Below are 17,079 nucleotides of genomic sequence, written 5' to 3' on the forward strand. Positions count from 1 at the left end.
GGAGTGAGAACTCGTGCCGAAAGCTTCCCCATCAACTCCGTTTGCAATTTTCGAGCGAATGGTCATTAGCCTCTACGACGGCGGCGTACTCTCGCCCGCGGTGCTCGAGCGTGTCATTGGCGCGTTCGCGCAGGCGGGTGTCGATTGGCATGGCACTTCCGCCGGCCGTTCCGTCGATGGCCGCTCACTGCATGAAATCGTCGTACAGACGATGCTTCCGCGCGATGATCTGCAGTCGGCTTCAACGTCGTTCATGACGGTGGTCGAACACATCGCGGAAGCCGCGCTCTCGACTAGCGCTGCGAGTGGAACGGCCAAAGAGGCTGAACCGCGGCGCGCCAGAAGCAGAAAAACGGCCGACGCAGACGCAGACGAAGACGCGGGCGCGGGCGCGGATGAACTGCTGGCGCAGTTGTCCGGCAGCACACAACCAGGCAAGCGACGTCGCTCGAACAAAGTCGATACGCCGGCGGGATCGGGCGGCTTCAATCCGTTTCTGAATGCGGCGCTGCCGCGTACGAAGAAGTCGTGACAGCCCACTCGAGGCAAGAGGTTGGCGCAACGCGGCATAGAGATCTGTCGGCGCGCCAAGGTCAAGAGGGGACAGGCAGTTTGCGATTTTCCCGGACCTGGGCGCCAACCGCTTTCACAAGCGGAAACGACCCATGCGTCGGACGCGTGACAAATCTCGTGGTCCGCTCTCGTCCGCATCACGGGTCATTGCGCTTTTAACTGCCGGCGCAGCTATAGCTGGCTGCAGCATGAATTGTCGGAAATCGCTCGGATAGCAACGTCAACCCTGGCGCGACGACATACGCCGGCGTTTGCGCGCCCGCTTCACCGTGAATTGGCCCACGCGACAGCATCAGCACCGGCGGCGATGCGAAGCGGACTGGATGGGTCGTTCGCTGCGCGCCACACGGCTTGCGCTACATCGAGCGAGCGTGTGATCGCCGACTCCTGCTGCCAATGGGCGAAGACGCGCTGCGCCAGATCTGCGTACGCTTCGGGAACGCCGCTCTGCATGCGGGATTGCGCGTTCTCGCCGAAGCGAGTCTCCGGCGCGCGTCCCGGCAGGACCAGGCGCATGCGCACATTGAATGGTTCGAGTTCCAGCGCGACGGATTCGGTGAACGCGTTGATCGCCGCCTTGCTGGCGGTGTAAACGGAGAGCAGATGGAGCGGCCTCAAGGTCACGCTCGAGGTGACGTTGACGACGACGCCTCCTTTCCGTTCGCGAAACTGAGGCAGAACCGCCTGGGTCATCGCTATCGTGCCGAGGGTGTTCGTTTCGAAGACTTCACGAGCGATGTCCATCGCAGTGCCTTCGAGGGCGTTCAGCACGCCAATTCCCGCGTTATTGACGAGCACGTCGAGCGGCCCGGCCGCATCCACGGCGTGACGGATGCTTTCCGGATCCGTCACATCGAGGGCGAGCACGTGCAGACGCTCGGAGCGCGGCAGGACATCCTCGCGCGGCATGCGCATGGTGGCGATGACGCGCCAGTCACGATCGAGGAAATAGCGGGCGGTTTCGAGGCCGAATCCGGACGAGCATCCGGTGATCAGGACGGTTTTCATGGAGTTTCCAATAGAGGGTGGCGGTACCCACACGATAAGTCGCCGCCACCGGACTTGCTATAATCGATCGTCCAGTTTTCATTCGAAGGAGTCCGGTTATGGTCGATCCTCTCGCCGAGATCGTCACGCTGCTGCAGCCGGCCGCCACGTTCTCGAAGGTGGTCAGCGGCGCGGGTCGCTGGCGTGTTCGCCGCCCGGAAGCCGGGCAGCCGTTCTACTGCGTGATCCTCGATGGTTCGTGCCGGCTCGTCACGAACGGGCACGAGCCGATCATCCTTCAGGCAGACGACTTCGTTCTGATCCCGGAGGTATGCGGCTTCACGATGTCGAGTCTCGAGCCGCCTGAGCCGGAGGACACCGATACCTCGCCCGTCGCGTTGCTCGATGGCGGATTCAGGCTGGGCGTCGAGGGCGACCCGGCTGACGTTCAACTGCTCGTCGGCCACTGCGTGTTCGGTTCGCCGGACGCGGCCTTGCTGGTGTCGCTTCTTCCTGATCTCGTGCATGTTCGGGGCGAGCGCAGGCTGGCCACCCTGGTGAAGCTCGTGAGGGACGAGTCTCGCGAGCAGCGGCCCGCGCGGGACGTCGTGCTCGCGCGCCTGCTCGAGGTTCTGTTCATCGAAGCGCTGCGGTCGACGGGAACTGCGGCGTCGCCCGGCCTCGTGCGCGGACTCGCCGACGGACGTCTTGCGCTGGCCATACGTCAAATGCACGAAAGTCCTGACAAGTCCTGGACGGTTGCGCAACTGGCGACAGCAGCCGCGCTTTCCCGCTCGGCATTTTTCGAACGCTTCAGCCGCGCGGTAGGCGTCGCGCCGATGGAATACCTGTTGTCCTGGCGCATGGCCTTGGCCAAGAACCTGCTGCGACGCAAAGACAGCGGCGTCGCGAAAATAGCGGAGCGCGTCGGCTACAGTTCGGCGAGTGCGTTCAGTGTCGCGTTCACTCGCTATGTCGGACTACCGCCGACCCAGTACGCGCACGAGCAGGGGGACACGTGACGCCGGTAACGTACGCCGGATGCGGTCGAGTTGCCTGCACATTTTCAGGTAGTATTTGTTCGCGGTGAATTGCAACGTCGATTAGAACAAGTCATGCATTCGGCGCGAGACGCTCTTGCCAATCAGGCCTGTACCAGTCAGCTTCGAGTGTCTCCGGCATTGCTGCAGAGCGAGGCCGCTCCAGGAGGATCTGCCATGAATACGAAGCAGGGTAAAAAAGTCCATCTCGATGCTGCTGCATCGCATCACGAGCAGGCAGCGCGATTTCATCGGGAGGCATCGCAGTACTACGAGGCGGCCAAGAATTACGATCACGCCGCTCATCAGGCCGTGTTGGCGCAAGGCCATGCACTGTATGCCATCGAAGAGTCCAATCTCGCCGCCAAGCATTCAGGCGCTCCATTGCCGGCCGGGTCCGTTGATAGCGGCCTGACTGCTGCGCAACATCATGCAGCGGCGTCGGAACTTCATGGGCAGGCGGCGCAACATCTGCGGCGCGCGGCAAAAGTCTTCGATGAAGACCGCAGCGCAGTCGCCCATGAAACTCAGGTGGGGTTTTCTCTTGCGTCACGGGCGCTCGCGCATGGCAACGAAGCAGCCAAGCAATATGTCGCGTCGCTGCGGGAAAAATAGGAAGTCGGTGCATGGACGACGACGCACGCGCCTTTAACGGGCTGCGCCCGCGACTGCAGAAGATTGCGTATCGCATGCTGGGGTCGGTTGCCGAGGCTGAAGATATCGTGCAGGACGTTTGGCTGCGTTGGCATGCGACAGCCCGTGAAGCCATCGATAACGCGGAGGCGTGGCTGGTCGCGGTCACGACGCGGATGTCCATCGACCGTTTGCGCGCGGCGAAGATTCAACGCGAACACTACGCGGGCATCTGGCTGCCCGAACCGCAGATGACGGACATACCGGCCACACCGGAGGAGGCCACGGAGCGCGCCGACGACGTCTCGGTGGCTTTTCTGGCGCTGCTCGAGCGGCTGACGCCGGAGGCACGAGCGGCGTTCCTGCTGCGCGAGGTATTCGACGCCGACTATGACGAAGTCGCACAAGCCATCGGCAAGACGGAGGCGGCGTGCCGTCAGCTGGTAAGCCGTGCAAAAACGCAACTACGCGACGAACGTCCGCGCTATGTGGTACCGCGCGAGACGCATCTGCGTTTGCTGCGAACGTTCGCGCAGGCGCTGCAGCGCGGCGACTTCCACGCGATCAACGCATTGCTGGCCGACGACGCGATGCTGATCGGCGACGGCGGCGGCAAAGTCCCGAGCTTCCCGAAACCGATGGCGGGCGGCCGGCGCATCGCGCAGCTTTTCTACGCGTCGTCGCGGCGTTATGGCGGCGAACTCAGCGTCAAGCTCGTGGTGCTCAACGGTCAATGGGCCCTGTTGCGTTTTATTGAAGGCAAACTCGAATCGGCACAGTCGTTCGAAACAGACGGCGAGCGCATCGTTCGCATCCATGTGCAGCGCAACCCTGACAAGCTCGCACGCATCGCGGCAGCACACGCCAACGGCTGAACGCCGATCTCTCTTTTGACGCGGGTGCGCCCCGACACGTCGATTGGTGTCTCCCGGGCAACACCGTGAGCGCGTCCATCGGCCTACCGTGACACGCCGCCCTGGCCTACGATGAATTCGTGCGGCTCATTGCCGCTAACGGCACCCGCAAGGCAGGGTGGCCACTCATCGTCGCCAGGAGAAATCATGACGCAGCGTATCAACTATGTGCAGCAATCGCCGGAACTGTTCAAGAAGTTTTTCGAACTCAGCAATCTCCTGAAAGACAGCACAATCGAAGAATCGATCCGCGACCTGGTATCGATCCGGGCGTCGCAACTCAATGGTTGTGGATTCTGTCTGGACATGCACGTGAAGGAAGCGCGCATGCACGGCGAGCGCGAGTTGCGTGTCCATCACCTCGCGACGTGGCGCGAGTCGACGCTCTTCGCACCGCGCGAACGCGCCGCGCTGGCGTGGACGGAAGTGCTGACCAGGCTTCCCGAACACGGCGTGTCCGACGAAATCTACGAGCGCGTGCGTACCCAGTTCTCCGAAAAGGAACTCTCGGACCTGACGTTCGAAGTGATGGCGATCAACGGATGGAACCGCGCGAACGTCGCGTTCAAGACGGTGCCGGGTTCGTCCGACAAGGCATTCGGTCTGGATAAGGCGAACCTCGTCTGAGCGGACGCGTTTCGCCGCTTCTTCAGTTTGGGCCCGCGCGGGCGGGCCGCGTTACGCAGGAGCACACTATCATGCTTCGTTTGAGAAATACTGCTCTGGCCGCGCTCGTCGTCGTGGGCGCGTCGTTGGGTGTGGCCCGCGCCGAGGCGCCCGCCGCAATCGTCACGCCGCTAATGACGCAGCCGCTCGACGACTATCCGGGCAAGGAAGCCTTGATGATCGCCGTCGAGTACCCGCCGGGCGCGGCGGATCCCGTCCATCGGCATCATGCGCACGGGTTTATCTATGTACTGGAAGGATCGATCGTGATGCAGGTCAAGGGCGGCAAGGCAGTCACGCTGACACCCGGACAGACCTTCTATGAAGGTCCAAACGATGTTCACACGGTCGGACGCAACGCAAGCCAGACGAAGCCGGCCAGGTTCCTCGTGCTATTGCTGAAGGACAAGGGCGCGCCCGTTCTCGTTCCGGAGAAATAGCCGCCTCTGCGCGCCGCATCCGGTTTAAAAAAATGGCGGACTGTGTCACAAATGGCAGCGCTGATACGTCTAGTCGCTATGGACTTTACGAACCGCGCTTCCATGTCAGACAATCCACCACGCCGTCCTATCGCCGGCGCCGCCGACCCGTTCGCAAGCAGTTTTGCGACCAGCTACGCCGGCGTCATTTCTTTTCTCGCCGTTGCCAACGAAGGCAGCTTCGCCCGCGCGGGCGATCGCCTCGGCATCGGGCGTTCCTCCGTTAGCCGTAACGTGCAGAAACTCGAGGCTCAGCTCGACGCGCGCCTCTTCCTGCGCACAACGCGCAGCACGTCGTTGACGCGCGAGGGCGAGCTCTTCTACGAGAACTGTCAGCCCGGCATAGAGCGCATCGCCCAGGCGCTGGAAGACATGCGGGAACTGCGCAACGGGCCGCCTCGCGGCCATCTGCGCATCGTCTCGACGCCGGGCTTCGGCCGCAAGATCGTCGCGCCGCTGCTGCGGGGCTTTCATACGCGCTATCCGGAGATCGCCCTCGAACTCCTGCTGAACGATCGACCCGCCGACTTCACGGCCGATCGCGTCGACGTTTCGTTCCACGAGGGGCGCATGGAAGACAGCGGCATCGTGGCGCGCCAGCTGATTCCGATGCAAATGCTCGTCTGCGCGTCGCCCGCTTATGCACGACAACACGGGTTGCCGAGGCATGTCGATGAGCTGGCGGATCATCGCTGCATCAACTTCCTGACCGCGTCCGGCCGCATCAGTGAGTGGGAGTTCAAGGTCGACGGTCTGCCGCAGCGGCGCCAGACCGTTGCACAGCACACATTCAACGACCCGGATCTGATCGTGCAGGCGGTGCTGGACGGGCTGGGCATCGCGCAGTTGCCGGCGTATCAGGTCTGCGACCGGCTGGGCGACGGGCAGTTGGTCAGTTGCCTCGCGCAGCACGCGCCGGAAGATGGTGGCCACTACATCTGCTATCTCAGCCGCAAGCAACTTCCCGCGCGGGTCCGCGTGTTCGTCGATTACATGACCGAGCACACGAGAGCGCTCGACCTGCAGTGTCTGACTACGATGACGACGCGATCGTCGTTGTCGACGGTCGCGTGACGGCATCTGAACGACCTTTGCGTTGATTGGTGCTCGTCATGCAACACGGTGCGTCCCTCTGCGGCCCTACCGCATGACGCAGTGCATGCCTACCATGCTTTCTGTACGGACGGCACGCGAATCGCGGCCCGTTCGGCAAAGCACCGGCAAATTCATCCGCACTATCAGCAATGCGATGCAAGCCGGAGTCGAACAATTGGCGGCGGCGCGAGAGCCGCGCACAAGCTCATGGAGAGACATCATGAAGATCGTCGTGATCGGCGGCACGGGACTCATCGGCAGTAAAGTCGTCAAGAATCTTCGCGCGCGCGGTCATGGGGTCGTTGCCGCGTCGCCCGCATCGGGCGTGAACACAATCACTGGCGAAGGCCTGAAAGAGGCATTGACGGGCGCGAATGTCGTGGTCGATCTGGCCAATTCACCGTCGTTCGAAGATGCCGCCGTGCTCGAGTTCTTCGAGACGGCCGGACGCAATCTGTTTGCGGCGGAGATTGCCGCGGGCGTACAGCATCACGTCGCGCTCTCTGTCGTCGGCACCGACAGGCTCGCGGAAAGCGGCTATTTCCGCGGCAAGATCGCTCAGGAAAAGCTGATCCGCGAATCGGGCGTGCCGTACACGATCGTCCATTCGACCCAGTTCTTCGAGTTTCTTGGCGGCATCGCGCAATCGGGTAGCGACGGCCAGACCATCAGGCTGTCTCCGGCATTCTTCCAGCCGATCGCATCGGATGATGTGGCGGCAGCCGTCGCGGACTTTGCCGCCGGCGAACCGCGCAACGGCATCGCGGAGATCGCGGGCCCGGAACGCGTGCGGCTCGCCGACATGGTGCGGCGTTTCCTCCTGGCGACGCACGACTCGCGCAAGGTCGCCGAAGACCCGCAAGCCCGTTATTTCGGCGCAAAGTTGCAGGACGACACGCTCGTCCCCGGCGCCAACCCGCGTCTCGGTACGATGAACTTCGACGCGTGGTTCGCCCAGACGCAAGCCGCGAAATAAGCCACGAGCCGACGAGGCGCGCCATGACCACATTGCGTCCACCGCCGCTGACGCTGCTCGACAAGTATCACGGGCGCGCCCCCCAAACGCTGTATTCGACCACCGTCACCGTAACAGGCGGCGACGCGGGTCACGGGCGCGCGTCGGGCATCGCCCGTTCTGATGACGGCAATCTCGCAGTCCACTTGCGGTTGCCGAAGGCGCTGGGCGGGCCTGGCGGCGGCACCAATCCGGAGCAACTGTTCGCGGCGGGTTATGCGGCCTGCTTTCATGGCGCGCTGAGTCTGCTTGCGGCACAGGCGAGCATTCCGATTCCCGATGCCTCGGTACAAGTCACCGTGGATTTTGGCCGCGACCCGATGGACGGCCTGTTCATCCTGAGCGCGCAGACGCGTATTCGATTGCCCGGTGTCGAGCGTGTCGTTGCCGAGGAACTGGTTCGCAACACCGAACGCTTTTGCCCCTACACCAAGATGGCGCGGCAGGGAATCGGGAATGTCGTCGCGCTGGCGCCGCAAGACGACGCCGGGGAATCGTGACGTTGCGTGAAGATGTTCCCAGAGGTGAGATGTTCTATGGACATCGGAAAGGGGGGCTCTTTTTACTGCTGCGGTTTCGTGGCAGTCAGCGTGGCGGATTCGGCCAGCTCACGCGCCCGGATCAGCGCGTTGCTGATCTCGGCCAGCACTTTGTCGCGGTCTGCGTCATTCTGTTGCCGTAACGCGAACGACGGATGATAGGTGGCGATGCCCCAGCCGCCTTCCACTCTGAACGGCGCATCGAGATGGTCTCTCAGGCTGACTTTCCCGCGCAGCAAGGCAGTGAGCGCCGTCGCGCCAAGCGCGACGATCACCGCCGGGCGCACCGTGTGCAATTCACGCTCGAGCCAGTAAGAGCACGCTTCGATCTCACGCTGTCCCGGCGTTTTGTGAAGCCTGCGTTTGCCGCGTGGTTCCCATTTGAAATGCTTCACCGCGTTGGTCAGATAAACCTGGTCGCGCGACAGCCCGGCGCGCGTGATCGCTATCGTCAGCAGTTGTCCGGCCGGCCCGACGAACGGCTGACCACTCAGATCTTCCTGATCGCCTGGCTGCTCGCCGATCAGCATGATGCGCGCGTCGCTCGGCCCCGAACTGCCGACAGCTTGCGTCGCGTTACGCCACAAGTCGCAGCGCCGGCATGTATCGAGCGACGAGGGTTGGTCGCGGACCGGTTGCGCCATGTCCGCTTCGATCGGAATGGTTTTGCCGCCCAGCGCGCCGACGCCGCTCGCCTGCGCCACGCGGCGCGCGCCGCTTTTCGCTTCACTGATCATGGCGGGGATTAGATGACCCTCCGGCAGACCTTTCCAGAAGCGTACCGGCATGTGCTGTTCGAGCGCCGCTTCGTTCAGCCGAGCCGGATTGAACGTGCTGCGGTAATAGGCGAGCCATAGCGCCTCGGCTTCGTCCGCGGTATCGCTACGATGGTCGGCGGGCAGGGTGCGGCGTTGCTCCAGATGCAGTTGCTGACCGTCCCAGAAGGCCGCGCCGCGTGGCGTCGTGATCATCCAGGTGGAGCGTCCCATGCGTTGCGCAAAGTGTTCCGCGACCCACGCCAGCACATCATGCTCCGGCTCGTACCAGGCGATGTATTCGGGTGTCTGCACCGCTGACGCGGATGTCTGCTTGCGAAACCGTACGTACGCGATCATGTCGTGCCTGGCACGCCACACGCTTTTGGCCATGCGATGGAGCCGTGCGCCATCTGCGTCTGCCGGCGAGGCGACCGCGCGGTCGCCGTGTTGCCAACGCCATAGGACCTTGTATAGAAACGCCCAGCGCTGTGATTCGCGGTACAGCGCGGCGTCTTGCAATAGCGCCGCCAGTTCCTTCGAAACATGAACGGCAGTGGGTCGGGGCTTTGCTTGCTCGGATGTCGCGCCATAGTCGAACAGCGCCTGCTCCTGCGACGCCTCAGGTTCCTGCTTGACGCGCCATTCGATCGTCTCCGGCGCGAGGCCTTCGCCTAGAGCGCCAAGCGACGCGGCGCGCCACGCGACGAAATGATCTTCTATAACGATGGAACGCATCGCGACGCTTCACAACAACGCCAGTTGCACCGGCGGCGCCAACACCCGGCGCAATCGAGCCGACGACGCATCGTGCAGCGCCACGCGATAGTCCTGCGTCACGACAAACGGCTTGATCTTCTCCAGCGGACAACGCAGCCGCACGAGGTCCTCGTAGCGCACACGGCGCGAGCGCCGCAACTCGACCAGGCGTTTCGCGTTGCGCATGCCGATGCCCGGCACACGCGCGATCATGCGCAGCGGCGCGCGGTTCAGGTCGACCGGAAACTGGTCGCGATGCGCCAACGCCCACGCGAGCTTCGGATCGATATCGAGCGACAGGTTGCCGGGTTGCTCGAACAACTCGTCCGCACTGAAGCCGTAGCCGCGCATCAGGAAATCGGCCTGATACAGCCGATGTTCGCGTAACAACGGCGGCGCCTGAGCGGGCAGTGCGGAAGGGCTATCGGGAATCGGGCTGAAGGCGGAGTAGTACACGCGCTTGAGCTTGTACGATCCGTAGAGCGTCGCGGCGGTCTGCAAGATCGTGCTGTCGTTCGTCTGATCCGCGCCGACGATCATCTGCGTGCTCTGGCCCGCGGGCGTGAACTTCGGCGCTCTGGCGTCGCTATGCGCTTCTTCCTGCGCAAGACGGATCGAGCCCATGGCGAGCTTGATGGTGCGGACGTTCTTTTCCGGCGCGAGCCGCGCGAGGCTACCGTCCGTAGGCAGCTCGATGTTCACGCTCAACCGGTCGGCGTAGCGCCCGGCTTGCGCAATCAACTGTGGATCGGCGTCGGGAATTGTCTTCAGATGAAGATAGCCGCGAAACTGATGATCCTCACGCAACGACTGGGCGACGCGCACGAGCTGTTCCATCGTGTAGTTCGACGACCGAATGATTCCGGAACTCAGAAACAGCCCGTCGATGTAATTGCGCCGATAGAAATCCAGCGTCAGTTCGACGACCTCCTCGGGCGTGAAGCGCGCGCGTGGCACGTTGCTCGAGCGCCGGTTGACGCAGTACTGACAGTCGTACAAACAGAAATTGGTGAGCAGAATTTTCAGCAGGGAGACGCAGCGCCCGTCTGGCGTGAAACTGTGGCAAATGCCCGCGCCGGTGCTGGCGCCCAAACCGGCAATGCCGCGAGAGCCGCGCTTGGGTGCGCCGCTGCTTGCGCATGACGCGTCGTACTTCGCCGCGTCGGCCAACACTTCCAGCTTTTTGAGCAGTTCCACGTTGCCGCCAATACTGTATGGATGTACAGTATTGTACGTGGGCGGGTCGCGACTGCAAGCGGTTTTTAATGGGAAACGGGCGTTGGTCCACGGGGCGTGCCCGGTGAACATGCGGGGCGGGCAGAAGCGATACAACGGGAATTGAGCCAATGCCGAATGGCGTGGTGTTCGCTTGCAGCAAACTACTTCTCCAGATGTCGCGATGGGATGAATAACAAGGCGATCGTGGAACCTCGCACAGTCGAGCGGTCTGAATAGATCAGGTACGCGGGTGAGCCCGCACAATGAACGGAGACTCATCTACATGCCGGCTTTTTCCGGTCAGGAACGCCATGCCTGAACAACTCTGGTTGCCTGGGCTCGAGGCGCCGCCAACGCCGACAGACGGTCTGTTCTTCGCCGTCTTTCCCGATGCCACCACAGCGGCCAGCATCTCGAAGCTCGCGCAACAGCTTTGCGGGGAGACGCGCGCGCGGAGTAAGCCGCTTGCGGCGGGTCGTCTGCATGTCACCTTGCATCACCTGGGAAATTTCGCGGGCGGTTTGCCGCAGGAGCGAGTCGATGCGGCGATGCAAGCGGCTGCGTCGATCAGAATGGAGCCGTTTAGCGTCGAATTCGACACGGCGGTCAGCTTTGCGTCGAAGCCGCGACCGGGACCGCTGGTGCTGGGCGGAGGCGAGGGCGTCGCCGGCCTGCACATGCTGCACGACGCCTTGGGCCATGCATTGCAGAATGCTGGTTTGGGGGATCACGCAGTCTCGTCCGCGGCGCACTACACGCCGCACGTCACGCTGGCGTACGGCATGCCGTGGGCCGCGGCGCGTCCCGTCGAACCGGTCTGCTGGAATGTGCGTGAGTTTGCGTTGATGCACAGCTTGCTCGGGCGTACGCGGCATGTCGCGCTGGCTCGATGGACTTTGGCGGGCACCGCGTCGTAGCGCGCGTCCTCCAAGGTGACGGCGGCGTGCCGACGGGCGCCGGGCTAGAACCGCATGCCGGTCGCGCAACCGCCGGCGAAGCCACCACCGCTGCCGCCTGCGCCGCCGCAGAACACGCCACAACCGGATAGCGCGAGCGACACGGTCACGGCGGCTAGCGTCGCGCGCAACCTCGGTTTGAGAGTGCGTTCGTCGAGGTGTGCGGAGTCTGCGGCGGGATGCGGGCTGATTCCGGCGTCGAAAGTGATGGTGGCGTGGTTGAGGCTCGAGTCGATCATTTGGGATTTCATAAGGTCAGTGGCTTTGGGGCGCCGCGAGCAAAGGTGCGAACGGCGTCGTTCGTCGAAAGTTTTTTTGAAGGTTTCGGCGGGGAAAATGGGGCGGCATGCAGAGCGGCCGCGAATCGCTGAGGCTAGCGCACGACCCTAGGGCCCTCAAATACGCAGAATCTGAAAACGTAGGAGGTTTCGTCGGTTCGAGAAGCGGAACGATCGTGCGCTCCCTGATAGAATGCTTGGGCCGCAACGTAGTGGATTGCAGATGAAATTGCTTGATGCGTTAGTCGAACAGCGTATTGCCGCCGCCGCAGCGCGAGGTGAGTTCGACGAGTTACCGGGCGCGGGCGCGCCGCTGTCGCTGGACGACGATGCTCTGGTCCCCGAAGAAGTGCGCGTCGCCAACCGGATTTTGAAGAATGCGGGCTTCGTGCCGCCCGCTGTCGAGCAGTTGCGCGCGTTGCGCGACCTGCAAGCGGAGTTGAATGCCGTGAGCGACCAGGCTACCCGTTGCCGTCTCCAGGCGCGCATGCTGGCGCTCGATATGGCACTTGAATCGTTGCGCGGCGGCCCGCTGGTTCTGCCGCGCGAATACTGCCGGCGCATTGCCGAGCGGTTGTCCGAACGCGCCGGCAACCTCAATACGGCAGACGCGGGTTCGCAGTGAGCGAGCCGCTTGCCCACGCCGCCGTGCCGGATTCGGATTCTGTCGAGTCTCACGGTGCGCTGAATGTGCTGGGTTCTCAAGCCTCAGTTAGCGGAGTCGCTGAATTGGCTACGACCGATTCGGATGCTGCTGCCGCCTCGGTGAATTCAGATCCCACCCTTGGCGAGCCGCCCGCATCTTCCGCTGTCCCCGAAGTCTCGGAACGCGATCGCCGCTTCATGGCGCTGGCGCAAGCCGCCGCCGAAGAGGCGCGCGCTGCCGGCGAAGTGCCCGTCGGTGCAGTTCTCGTGCGCGGCGAAGAAGTCATTGCCACAGGTTTCAATCACCCGATCGGTGGGCACGACCCGTCGGCACATGCGGAAATGGCCGCGTTGCGCGCCGCGGCGCAAACCGTCGAGAACTACCGTCTGCCGGGCTGCGAACTCTACGTGACCCTCGAGCCGTGCCTCATGTGCGCGGGCGCGATCATGCACGCACGCATCGCCCGCGTCGTGTTCGGGGCGCGCGATCCGAAAACCGGCGCGTGCGGCAGTGTCGTCGATGCGTTCGGTAATCCGCAGTTGAATCATCACACCACGGTGATCGGCGGCGTGCTCGAAAATGAATGTGGCGCCGCGCTCAAGTCGTTCTTTGCCGAGCGGCGGCGCGCGAGCCGCGTAGCACGCGCGGCGGCACGTGCCGCCGCAGGCGGCGAACCGGGCCCGGCTGAGTCGCTCTAAAACAACAACGTCCAACAAGGTCTTGCCAATGACCGTCCATCGCACCATCGAACTGATCGCGCCGTCCGGGTATCCGCATGACCCCGAGGTGCTGCATCGCGCGTTGCAGCGCTTCCATACGCAGGGGCACCGCGTCGAGGGCGTGGAAGCGGCGCGGCGTCGCTACCAGCGCTTTGCCGGCACCGATGGCGAGCGTGCGGCCGATCTGAACCGGCTTGCCGATCCGTCGCGTAAGTTGCCGGACATCGTGCTGGCGGTGCGCGGTGGCTACGGCGCGGTGCGCATCCTGCACGGGCTCGATTACGACGGGCTGCAGCGGCGGCTGACCGATCAGCCGATCGCGCTGGTGGGACACAGCGATTTCACCGCGATCCAGCTTGCGCTGCTGGCGCGCGCCGGCGTGAAGACCTTTGGCGGTCCGATGGTGATGAGCGACTTCGGCGCGGAGGAACTCAGCGCATTCACCATGCAGCACTTCTGGTCGGCGTTGACGAAGCCGACCATGACGATCTCGAGCAACACGCCGCAAGCGCAACCGGTCGACGTCTCGGGCATGTTGTGGGGCGGCAATCTGGCGGTGCTGGCATCGCTGATCGGCACGCCGTATATGCCGCCGGTGCAGGGCGGCATCCTGTTTGTCGAGGACGTCAACGAGCAACCGTTCCGGGTCGAGCGGATGATCTATCAGTTGCACCTGTCCGGCATCCTCGCGCAGCAACAGGCGCTCGTGCTGGGCGATTTCTCCGGCGCCAAACCCTACGATTACGATAATGGCTACGACCTGCAGGCCATGATCGAGCAGGTGAGGTCGGTGATCGGCATTCCGGTCGTCACTGGCCTGCAATTCGGGCATGTCCGCAACATGCTGACGCTGCCGGTGGGCGCGGACGCGCATCTCGTCGCCGACGCGCATGGGTTTAAACTGAGTTTGTCGGGCTATCCGTACCTCGCCTGAACCGGCGGAGAAGGGAAGCGGGCGTTTGCCGCTTTCTTTTTAAGGCAAATAACGCAACTAACGGTCAAGTTCTGCCGCCTACCGCCGACAGAACGCCTCGTGAAGGTCCCTCAATTTTGTTGACAAAATTCGCCACCAATAGACGACCTCCGCCTTACCTAATTAAACTCGTACTGAGACAGCACTAGGCACGTAAGCGGTGCCGCCTGCCCGCCAGCTTGCCTTCACCGCGAAGATTGTCGAAATTCAAGACAGAAATTGTTGACAATCTTTATGTCCATCCTATGATGACCTACATACCGAGACGAACATCATGTCCGACACAGAGTCCGCCGCCGCGAATAGTTCGAAACCCGAAGTGATCGCCGAGCGCATCCGCGCCGCGATCCTCGAGCATCGGCTCGCGCCGGGATCCAAGCTGACAGAAGCGCAGTTGTGCGAAGTATTCGGCGTGAAGCGCGGCCCGATCCGACAGGCGCTGGCGCAGTTGGCCACCGACCACCTCGTCGATCTCGAACCGAATCGCGGGGCGTTCGTCGCGAGCCCGTCGCTGCAGGAAGTGCACGAAGTGTTCGAGATGCGCCGCATCATCGAGCTGGCGGTGGTGGAAAAGATTTGCACCGGTCACGGCATGCGGCGTTTGAAGAGCATCGGCAGCATGATCGGCCGGGAACGCAAAGCGTTCGAAACACGTGATTTTCCGGCGTGGATTCGTCTGTCGGGCGAATTTCACACCGAGTTGGCTGGACTCACCGGGAACGCCGTGTTGTGCGACTGCCTGAACGGTCTGGTGGCGCGCTCCACGCTGATTTCCGCGCTGTACGAGTCGCTTGGACGCAGCCCATGCTCGTTCGAGGACCACGAAGCCATTCTCGCCGCGCTCGACGCCGGCGATGCAAAAGAGGCGGCGGCCTTGATGTCGCGCCATCTGCAAAGCGTCGAGTTGAAGATGCTGGACCGCCCCGCGCGTGGCGCGGCCGATCTGCATGAAGTGTTCGGCGCACTCAACGGTGCAGCCCGAGATTCATCGAAGACGAAGTCCGCGCCAGGCTAAGGCAGGCGGCCGGCGTGCGCCCGTTACCGGTGCGCGCCGCACTGAATTGAACTGAACGAATCAAGCGTTGCAAGGCGGCTCGGCGTGAGCGCTGCCGGCTTGTGCACGCGTGTCCGCCGCCGGGCGACGGACTTCGAGTAGTAACGCATCGCCGGGAATTCGCGGCTGCCGGTGGTGCGATAACCACAAGTACTTCAAGTACGGAGACATCCGCGGCACGGCCGGACAGACGCGCCAAGACCCTTCGTTTCACACGGACGAGGCGGGCGCGACTGGCATGGCCGATGCAATGTCCTTCGATTCGCTATCGACGGTCCCTATTCCAAGGAGGAATCATGGCTCAGTTCAGTGCAGCGCCCGGCAACCCCGCAATTCCCACTTATGCAGACGACGGCGCCCCCAGCGAACCGTCGATGCCCGCAGGCTACAGCGACCGCCTCTACAACGAGGATCTCGCACCGTTGCGGCATCAAACCTGGGGCGCTTACAACATCTTTGCGTTCTGGATGTCGGACGTGCACAGCGTCGGCGGCTATGTGTTCGCGGGCAGTCTGTTCGCGCTCGGCCTGACGAGTTGGCAAGTGCTGATCGCGCTGCTGGTCGGCATCACGATCGTCAATCTGTTGTGCAACCTGATCGCCAAGCCGAGCCAGGCGAACGGCGTGCCGTATCCGGTGGCGTGCCGCGCGACCTTCGGCGTGCTCGGCGCGAATATTCCCGCGGTGATTCGCGGCCTGATCGCGGTCGCGTGGTACGGCATTCAGACCTATCTGGCGTCGAGCGCGCTGGTGATCGTGGTGTTGAAGTTCGTACCGCAGTTGCTGCCTTACGCCGATGTTCATCATCATGGCTTCATGGGACTCTCCACGCTCGGCTGGACCGGTTTCATGCTGTTGTGGGTGTTGCAGGCACTGGTGTTCTGGCACGGCATGGAAACCATCAAGAAGTTCATCGACTTCGCCGGTCCCGCGGTCTACGTGGTGATGTTCATTCTCGCGGGCTACATGGTGTATCGCGCGGGATGGCGCAACATCGGCATCAACCTGGGCGGCGTCAAATATCACGGCATGCAGGTGGTGCCGGTGATGATCACGGCGATCTCGCTGGTGGTGTCGTACTTCTCCGGACCGATGCTGAATTTCGGCGACTTTTCGCGCTACGGCAAGAGCTTTCGCAGCGTGCAGCGTGGCAACTTCTGGGGGCTGCCGGTCAACTTCCTGGCCTTCTCGCTGGTGACGGTGATCACGACCGCGGCGACGCTGCCGGTGTTCGGCGAGCTGATCACGGACCCGGTCGAAACCGTGGGCCGTATCGACTATCCGACCGCGGTGATTCTCGGCGCGCTGACCTTCACGATCGCGACTATCGGTATCAACATCGTCGCCAATTTCGTCTCGCCGGCTTTCGACTTTTCCAACGTGGCGCCGCGCCTCATTAGCTGGCGCATGGGCGGCATGCTCGCGGCGGTGGCGTCGATTTTCATCACGCCGTGGAATCTGTTCAACAACCCGGCCGTGATCCACTACACGCTCGACGTCCTCGGGAGTTTCATCGGACCTTTGTACGGTGTCCTGATCGTTGATTACTTCCTCGTGAAGCGTCAGAAGATCGTTCTGGACGATCTGTACACGGTCTCGCCCACCGGTTCATACTGGTATCGCAACGGCGTCAACTACCGGGCTGTTGCCGCGCTGCTGCCGGCCGCAGTAATCGCGGTGATCTGCGTGATGGTCCCGGCACTCGACGGTATGGCGAATTTCTCGTGGTTCATCGGCGCGGGGCTCGCTGCGCTGTTCTATCGCGTTCTCGCACGCTGAAT

General features: G+C 62.9%; 19 protein-coding genes. 15 read left to right on the forward strand and 4 right to left on the reverse strand.

Annotated elements, in window-relative coordinates; translation table 11 throughout:
• Nucleotides 1–13 precede the first annotated feature (13 nt).
• Nucleotides 14–532, forward strand: coding sequence for a hypothetical protein (locus tag PQR42_RS13575; RefSeq protein ID WP_408384299.1), 519 nt, complete (start codon nucleotides 14–16; stop codon nucleotides 530–532).
• A gap of 305 nt (nucleotides 533–837) precedes the next feature.
• Here PQR42_RS13575 and PQR42_RS13580 read toward each other — a convergent pair whose 3' ends face one another.
• Entirely contained in the window at nucleotides 838–1,581 is a 744-nt protein-coding gene (locus PQR42_RS13580) for an SDR family oxidoreductase (RefSeq protein ID WP_408384297.1), read from the reverse strand.
• A 98-nt stretch (nucleotides 1,582–1,679) separates the two neighbouring features.
• Between PQR42_RS13580 and PQR42_RS13585 the strand changes: the two genes are divergently transcribed.
• From PQR42_RS13585 to PQR42_RS13620, 8 genes are all read left to right on the forward strand, one after another.
• Nucleotides 1,680–2,582: an AraC family transcriptional regulator gene (locus PQR42_RS13585; RefSeq protein WP_408384294.1), complete on the forward strand. Its 903-nt coding sequence runs from the start codon at nucleotides 1,680–1,682 to the stop codon at nucleotides 2,580–2,582.
• Nucleotides 2,583–2,777: 195 nt separating this feature from the next.
• Nucleotides 2,778–3,215 (forward strand): hypothetical protein, encoded by a 438-nt coding sequence (locus PQR42_RS13590; protein WP_408204276.1) that lies wholly within the window; start codon nucleotides 2,778–2,780, stop codon nucleotides 3,213–3,215.
• An 11-nt stretch (nucleotides 3,216–3,226) separates the two neighbouring features.
• Entirely contained in the window at nucleotides 3,227–4,108 is an 882-nt protein-coding gene (locus tag PQR42_RS13595) for an RNA polymerase sigma-70 factor (protein WP_408384292.1), read from the forward strand.
• A gap of 186 nt (nucleotides 4,109–4,294) precedes the next feature.
• The gene (locus PQR42_RS13600) at nucleotides 4,295–4,774 is read left to right on the forward strand and encodes a carboxymuconolactone decarboxylase family protein (protein WP_408204278.1); all 480 of its coding nucleotides are present in this window, start codon (nucleotides 4,295–4,297) and stop codon (nucleotides 4,772–4,774) included.
• Between the two features lie 71 nt (nucleotides 4,775–4,845).
• A complete protein-coding gene (locus tag PQR42_RS13605; protein ID WP_408384290.1) occupies nucleotides 4,846–5,253 on the forward strand; it encodes a cupin domain-containing protein in 408 nt (135 codons plus the stop codon).
• 102 nt (nucleotides 5,254–5,355) lie between these two features.
• Complete coding sequence (locus PQR42_RS13610; protein WP_408204280.1) at nucleotides 5,356–6,366, forward strand: LysR family transcriptional regulator; 1,011 nt, start codon at nucleotides 5,356–5,358, stop codon at nucleotides 6,364–6,366.
• Between the two features lie 241 nt (nucleotides 6,367–6,607).
• Nucleotides 6,608–7,363, forward strand: coding sequence for an SDR family oxidoreductase (locus PQR42_RS13615; RefSeq protein ID WP_408493648.1), 756 nt, complete (start codon nucleotides 6,608–6,610; stop codon nucleotides 7,361–7,363).
• Between the two features lie 23 nt (nucleotides 7,364–7,386).
• Nucleotides 7,387–7,902: an Ohr family peroxiredoxin gene (locus tag PQR42_RS13620; RefSeq protein ID WP_408384286.1), complete on the forward strand. Its 516-nt coding sequence runs from the start codon at nucleotides 7,387–7,389 to the stop codon at nucleotides 7,900–7,902.
• Nucleotides 7,903–7,964: 62 nt separating this feature from the next.
• Here the strand turns inward: PQR42_RS13620 and PQR42_RS13625 are convergent, their stop codons facing one another.
• Nucleotides 7,965–9,434 carry a UdgX family uracil-DNA binding protein gene (locus tag PQR42_RS13625; protein WP_408384284.1) on the reverse strand — a complete coding sequence of 490 codons (1,470 nt, stop codon included), beginning with the start codon at nucleotides 9,432–9,434 and terminating at the stop codon, nucleotides 7,965–7,967.
• A 9-nt stretch (nucleotides 9,435–9,443) separates the two neighbouring features.
• Nucleotides 9,444–10,652 (reverse strand): putative DNA modification/repair radical SAM protein, encoded by a 1,209-nt coding sequence (locus PQR42_RS13630; RefSeq protein WP_408384282.1) that lies wholly within the window; start codon nucleotides 10,650–10,652, stop codon nucleotides 9,444–9,446.
• Between the two features lie 332 nt (nucleotides 10,653–10,984).
• On the opposite strand from PQR42_RS13630, the gene PQR42_RS13635 reads away from it, so the two are divergent.
• A complete protein-coding gene (locus PQR42_RS13635) occupies nucleotides 10,985–11,590 on the forward strand; it encodes a 2'-5' RNA ligase family protein (protein ID WP_408204285.1) in 606 nt (201 codons plus the stop codon).
• Nucleotides 11,591–11,634: 44 nt separating this feature from the next.
• Here PQR42_RS13635 and PQR42_RS13640 read toward each other — a convergent pair whose 3' ends face one another.
• Nucleotides 11,635–11,868 carry a hypothetical protein gene (locus tag PQR42_RS13640; protein ID WP_408204286.1) on the reverse strand — a complete coding sequence of 78 codons (234 nt, stop codon included), beginning with the start codon at nucleotides 11,866–11,868 and terminating at the stop codon, nucleotides 11,635–11,637.
• Between the two features lie 262 nt (nucleotides 11,869–12,130).
• On the opposite strand from PQR42_RS13640, the gene PQR42_RS13645 reads away from it, so the two are divergent.
• From PQR42_RS13645 to PQR42_RS13665, 5 genes are all read left to right on the forward strand, one after another.
• Complete coding sequence (locus PQR42_RS13645; protein WP_132374168.1) at nucleotides 12,131–12,532, forward strand: DnaJ family domain-containing protein; 402 nt, start codon at nucleotides 12,131–12,133, stop codon at nucleotides 12,530–12,532.
• 140 nt (nucleotides 12,533–12,672) lie between these two features.
• Complete coding sequence (tadA, locus tag PQR42_RS13650; protein ID WP_408384617.1) at nucleotides 12,673–13,251, forward strand: tRNA adenosine(34) deaminase TadA; 579 nt, start codon at nucleotides 12,673–12,675, stop codon at nucleotides 13,249–13,251.
• Between the two features lie 28 nt (nucleotides 13,252–13,279).
• Nucleotides 13,280–14,206, forward strand: a complete 927-nt coding sequence (gene ldcA / locus PQR42_RS13655) for a muramoyltetrapeptide carboxypeptidase (RefSeq protein ID WP_408204288.1) — start codon at nucleotides 13,280–13,282, stop codon at nucleotides 14,204–14,206.
• A gap of 313 nt (nucleotides 14,207–14,519) precedes the next feature.
• Complete coding sequence (locus PQR42_RS13660; RefSeq protein WP_408204289.1) at nucleotides 14,520–15,260, forward strand: GntR family transcriptional regulator; 741 nt, start codon at nucleotides 14,520–14,522, stop codon at nucleotides 15,258–15,260.
• Nucleotides 15,261–15,595: 335 nt separating this feature from the next.
• Nucleotides 15,596–17,077 (forward strand): NCS1 family nucleobase:cation symporter-1, encoded by a 1,482-nt coding sequence (locus tag PQR42_RS13665; protein ID WP_408204290.1) that lies wholly within the window; start codon nucleotides 15,596–15,598, stop codon nucleotides 17,075–17,077.
• Nucleotides 17,078–17,079 lie beyond the last annotated feature (2 nt).

It is taken from the genome of Paraburkholderia sediminicola (assembly GCF_046027355.1).
GTDB classification, from domain to species: Bacteria; Pseudomonadota; Gammaproteobacteria; order Burkholderiales; family Burkholderiaceae; genus Paraburkholderia; species Paraburkholderia sediminicola_B.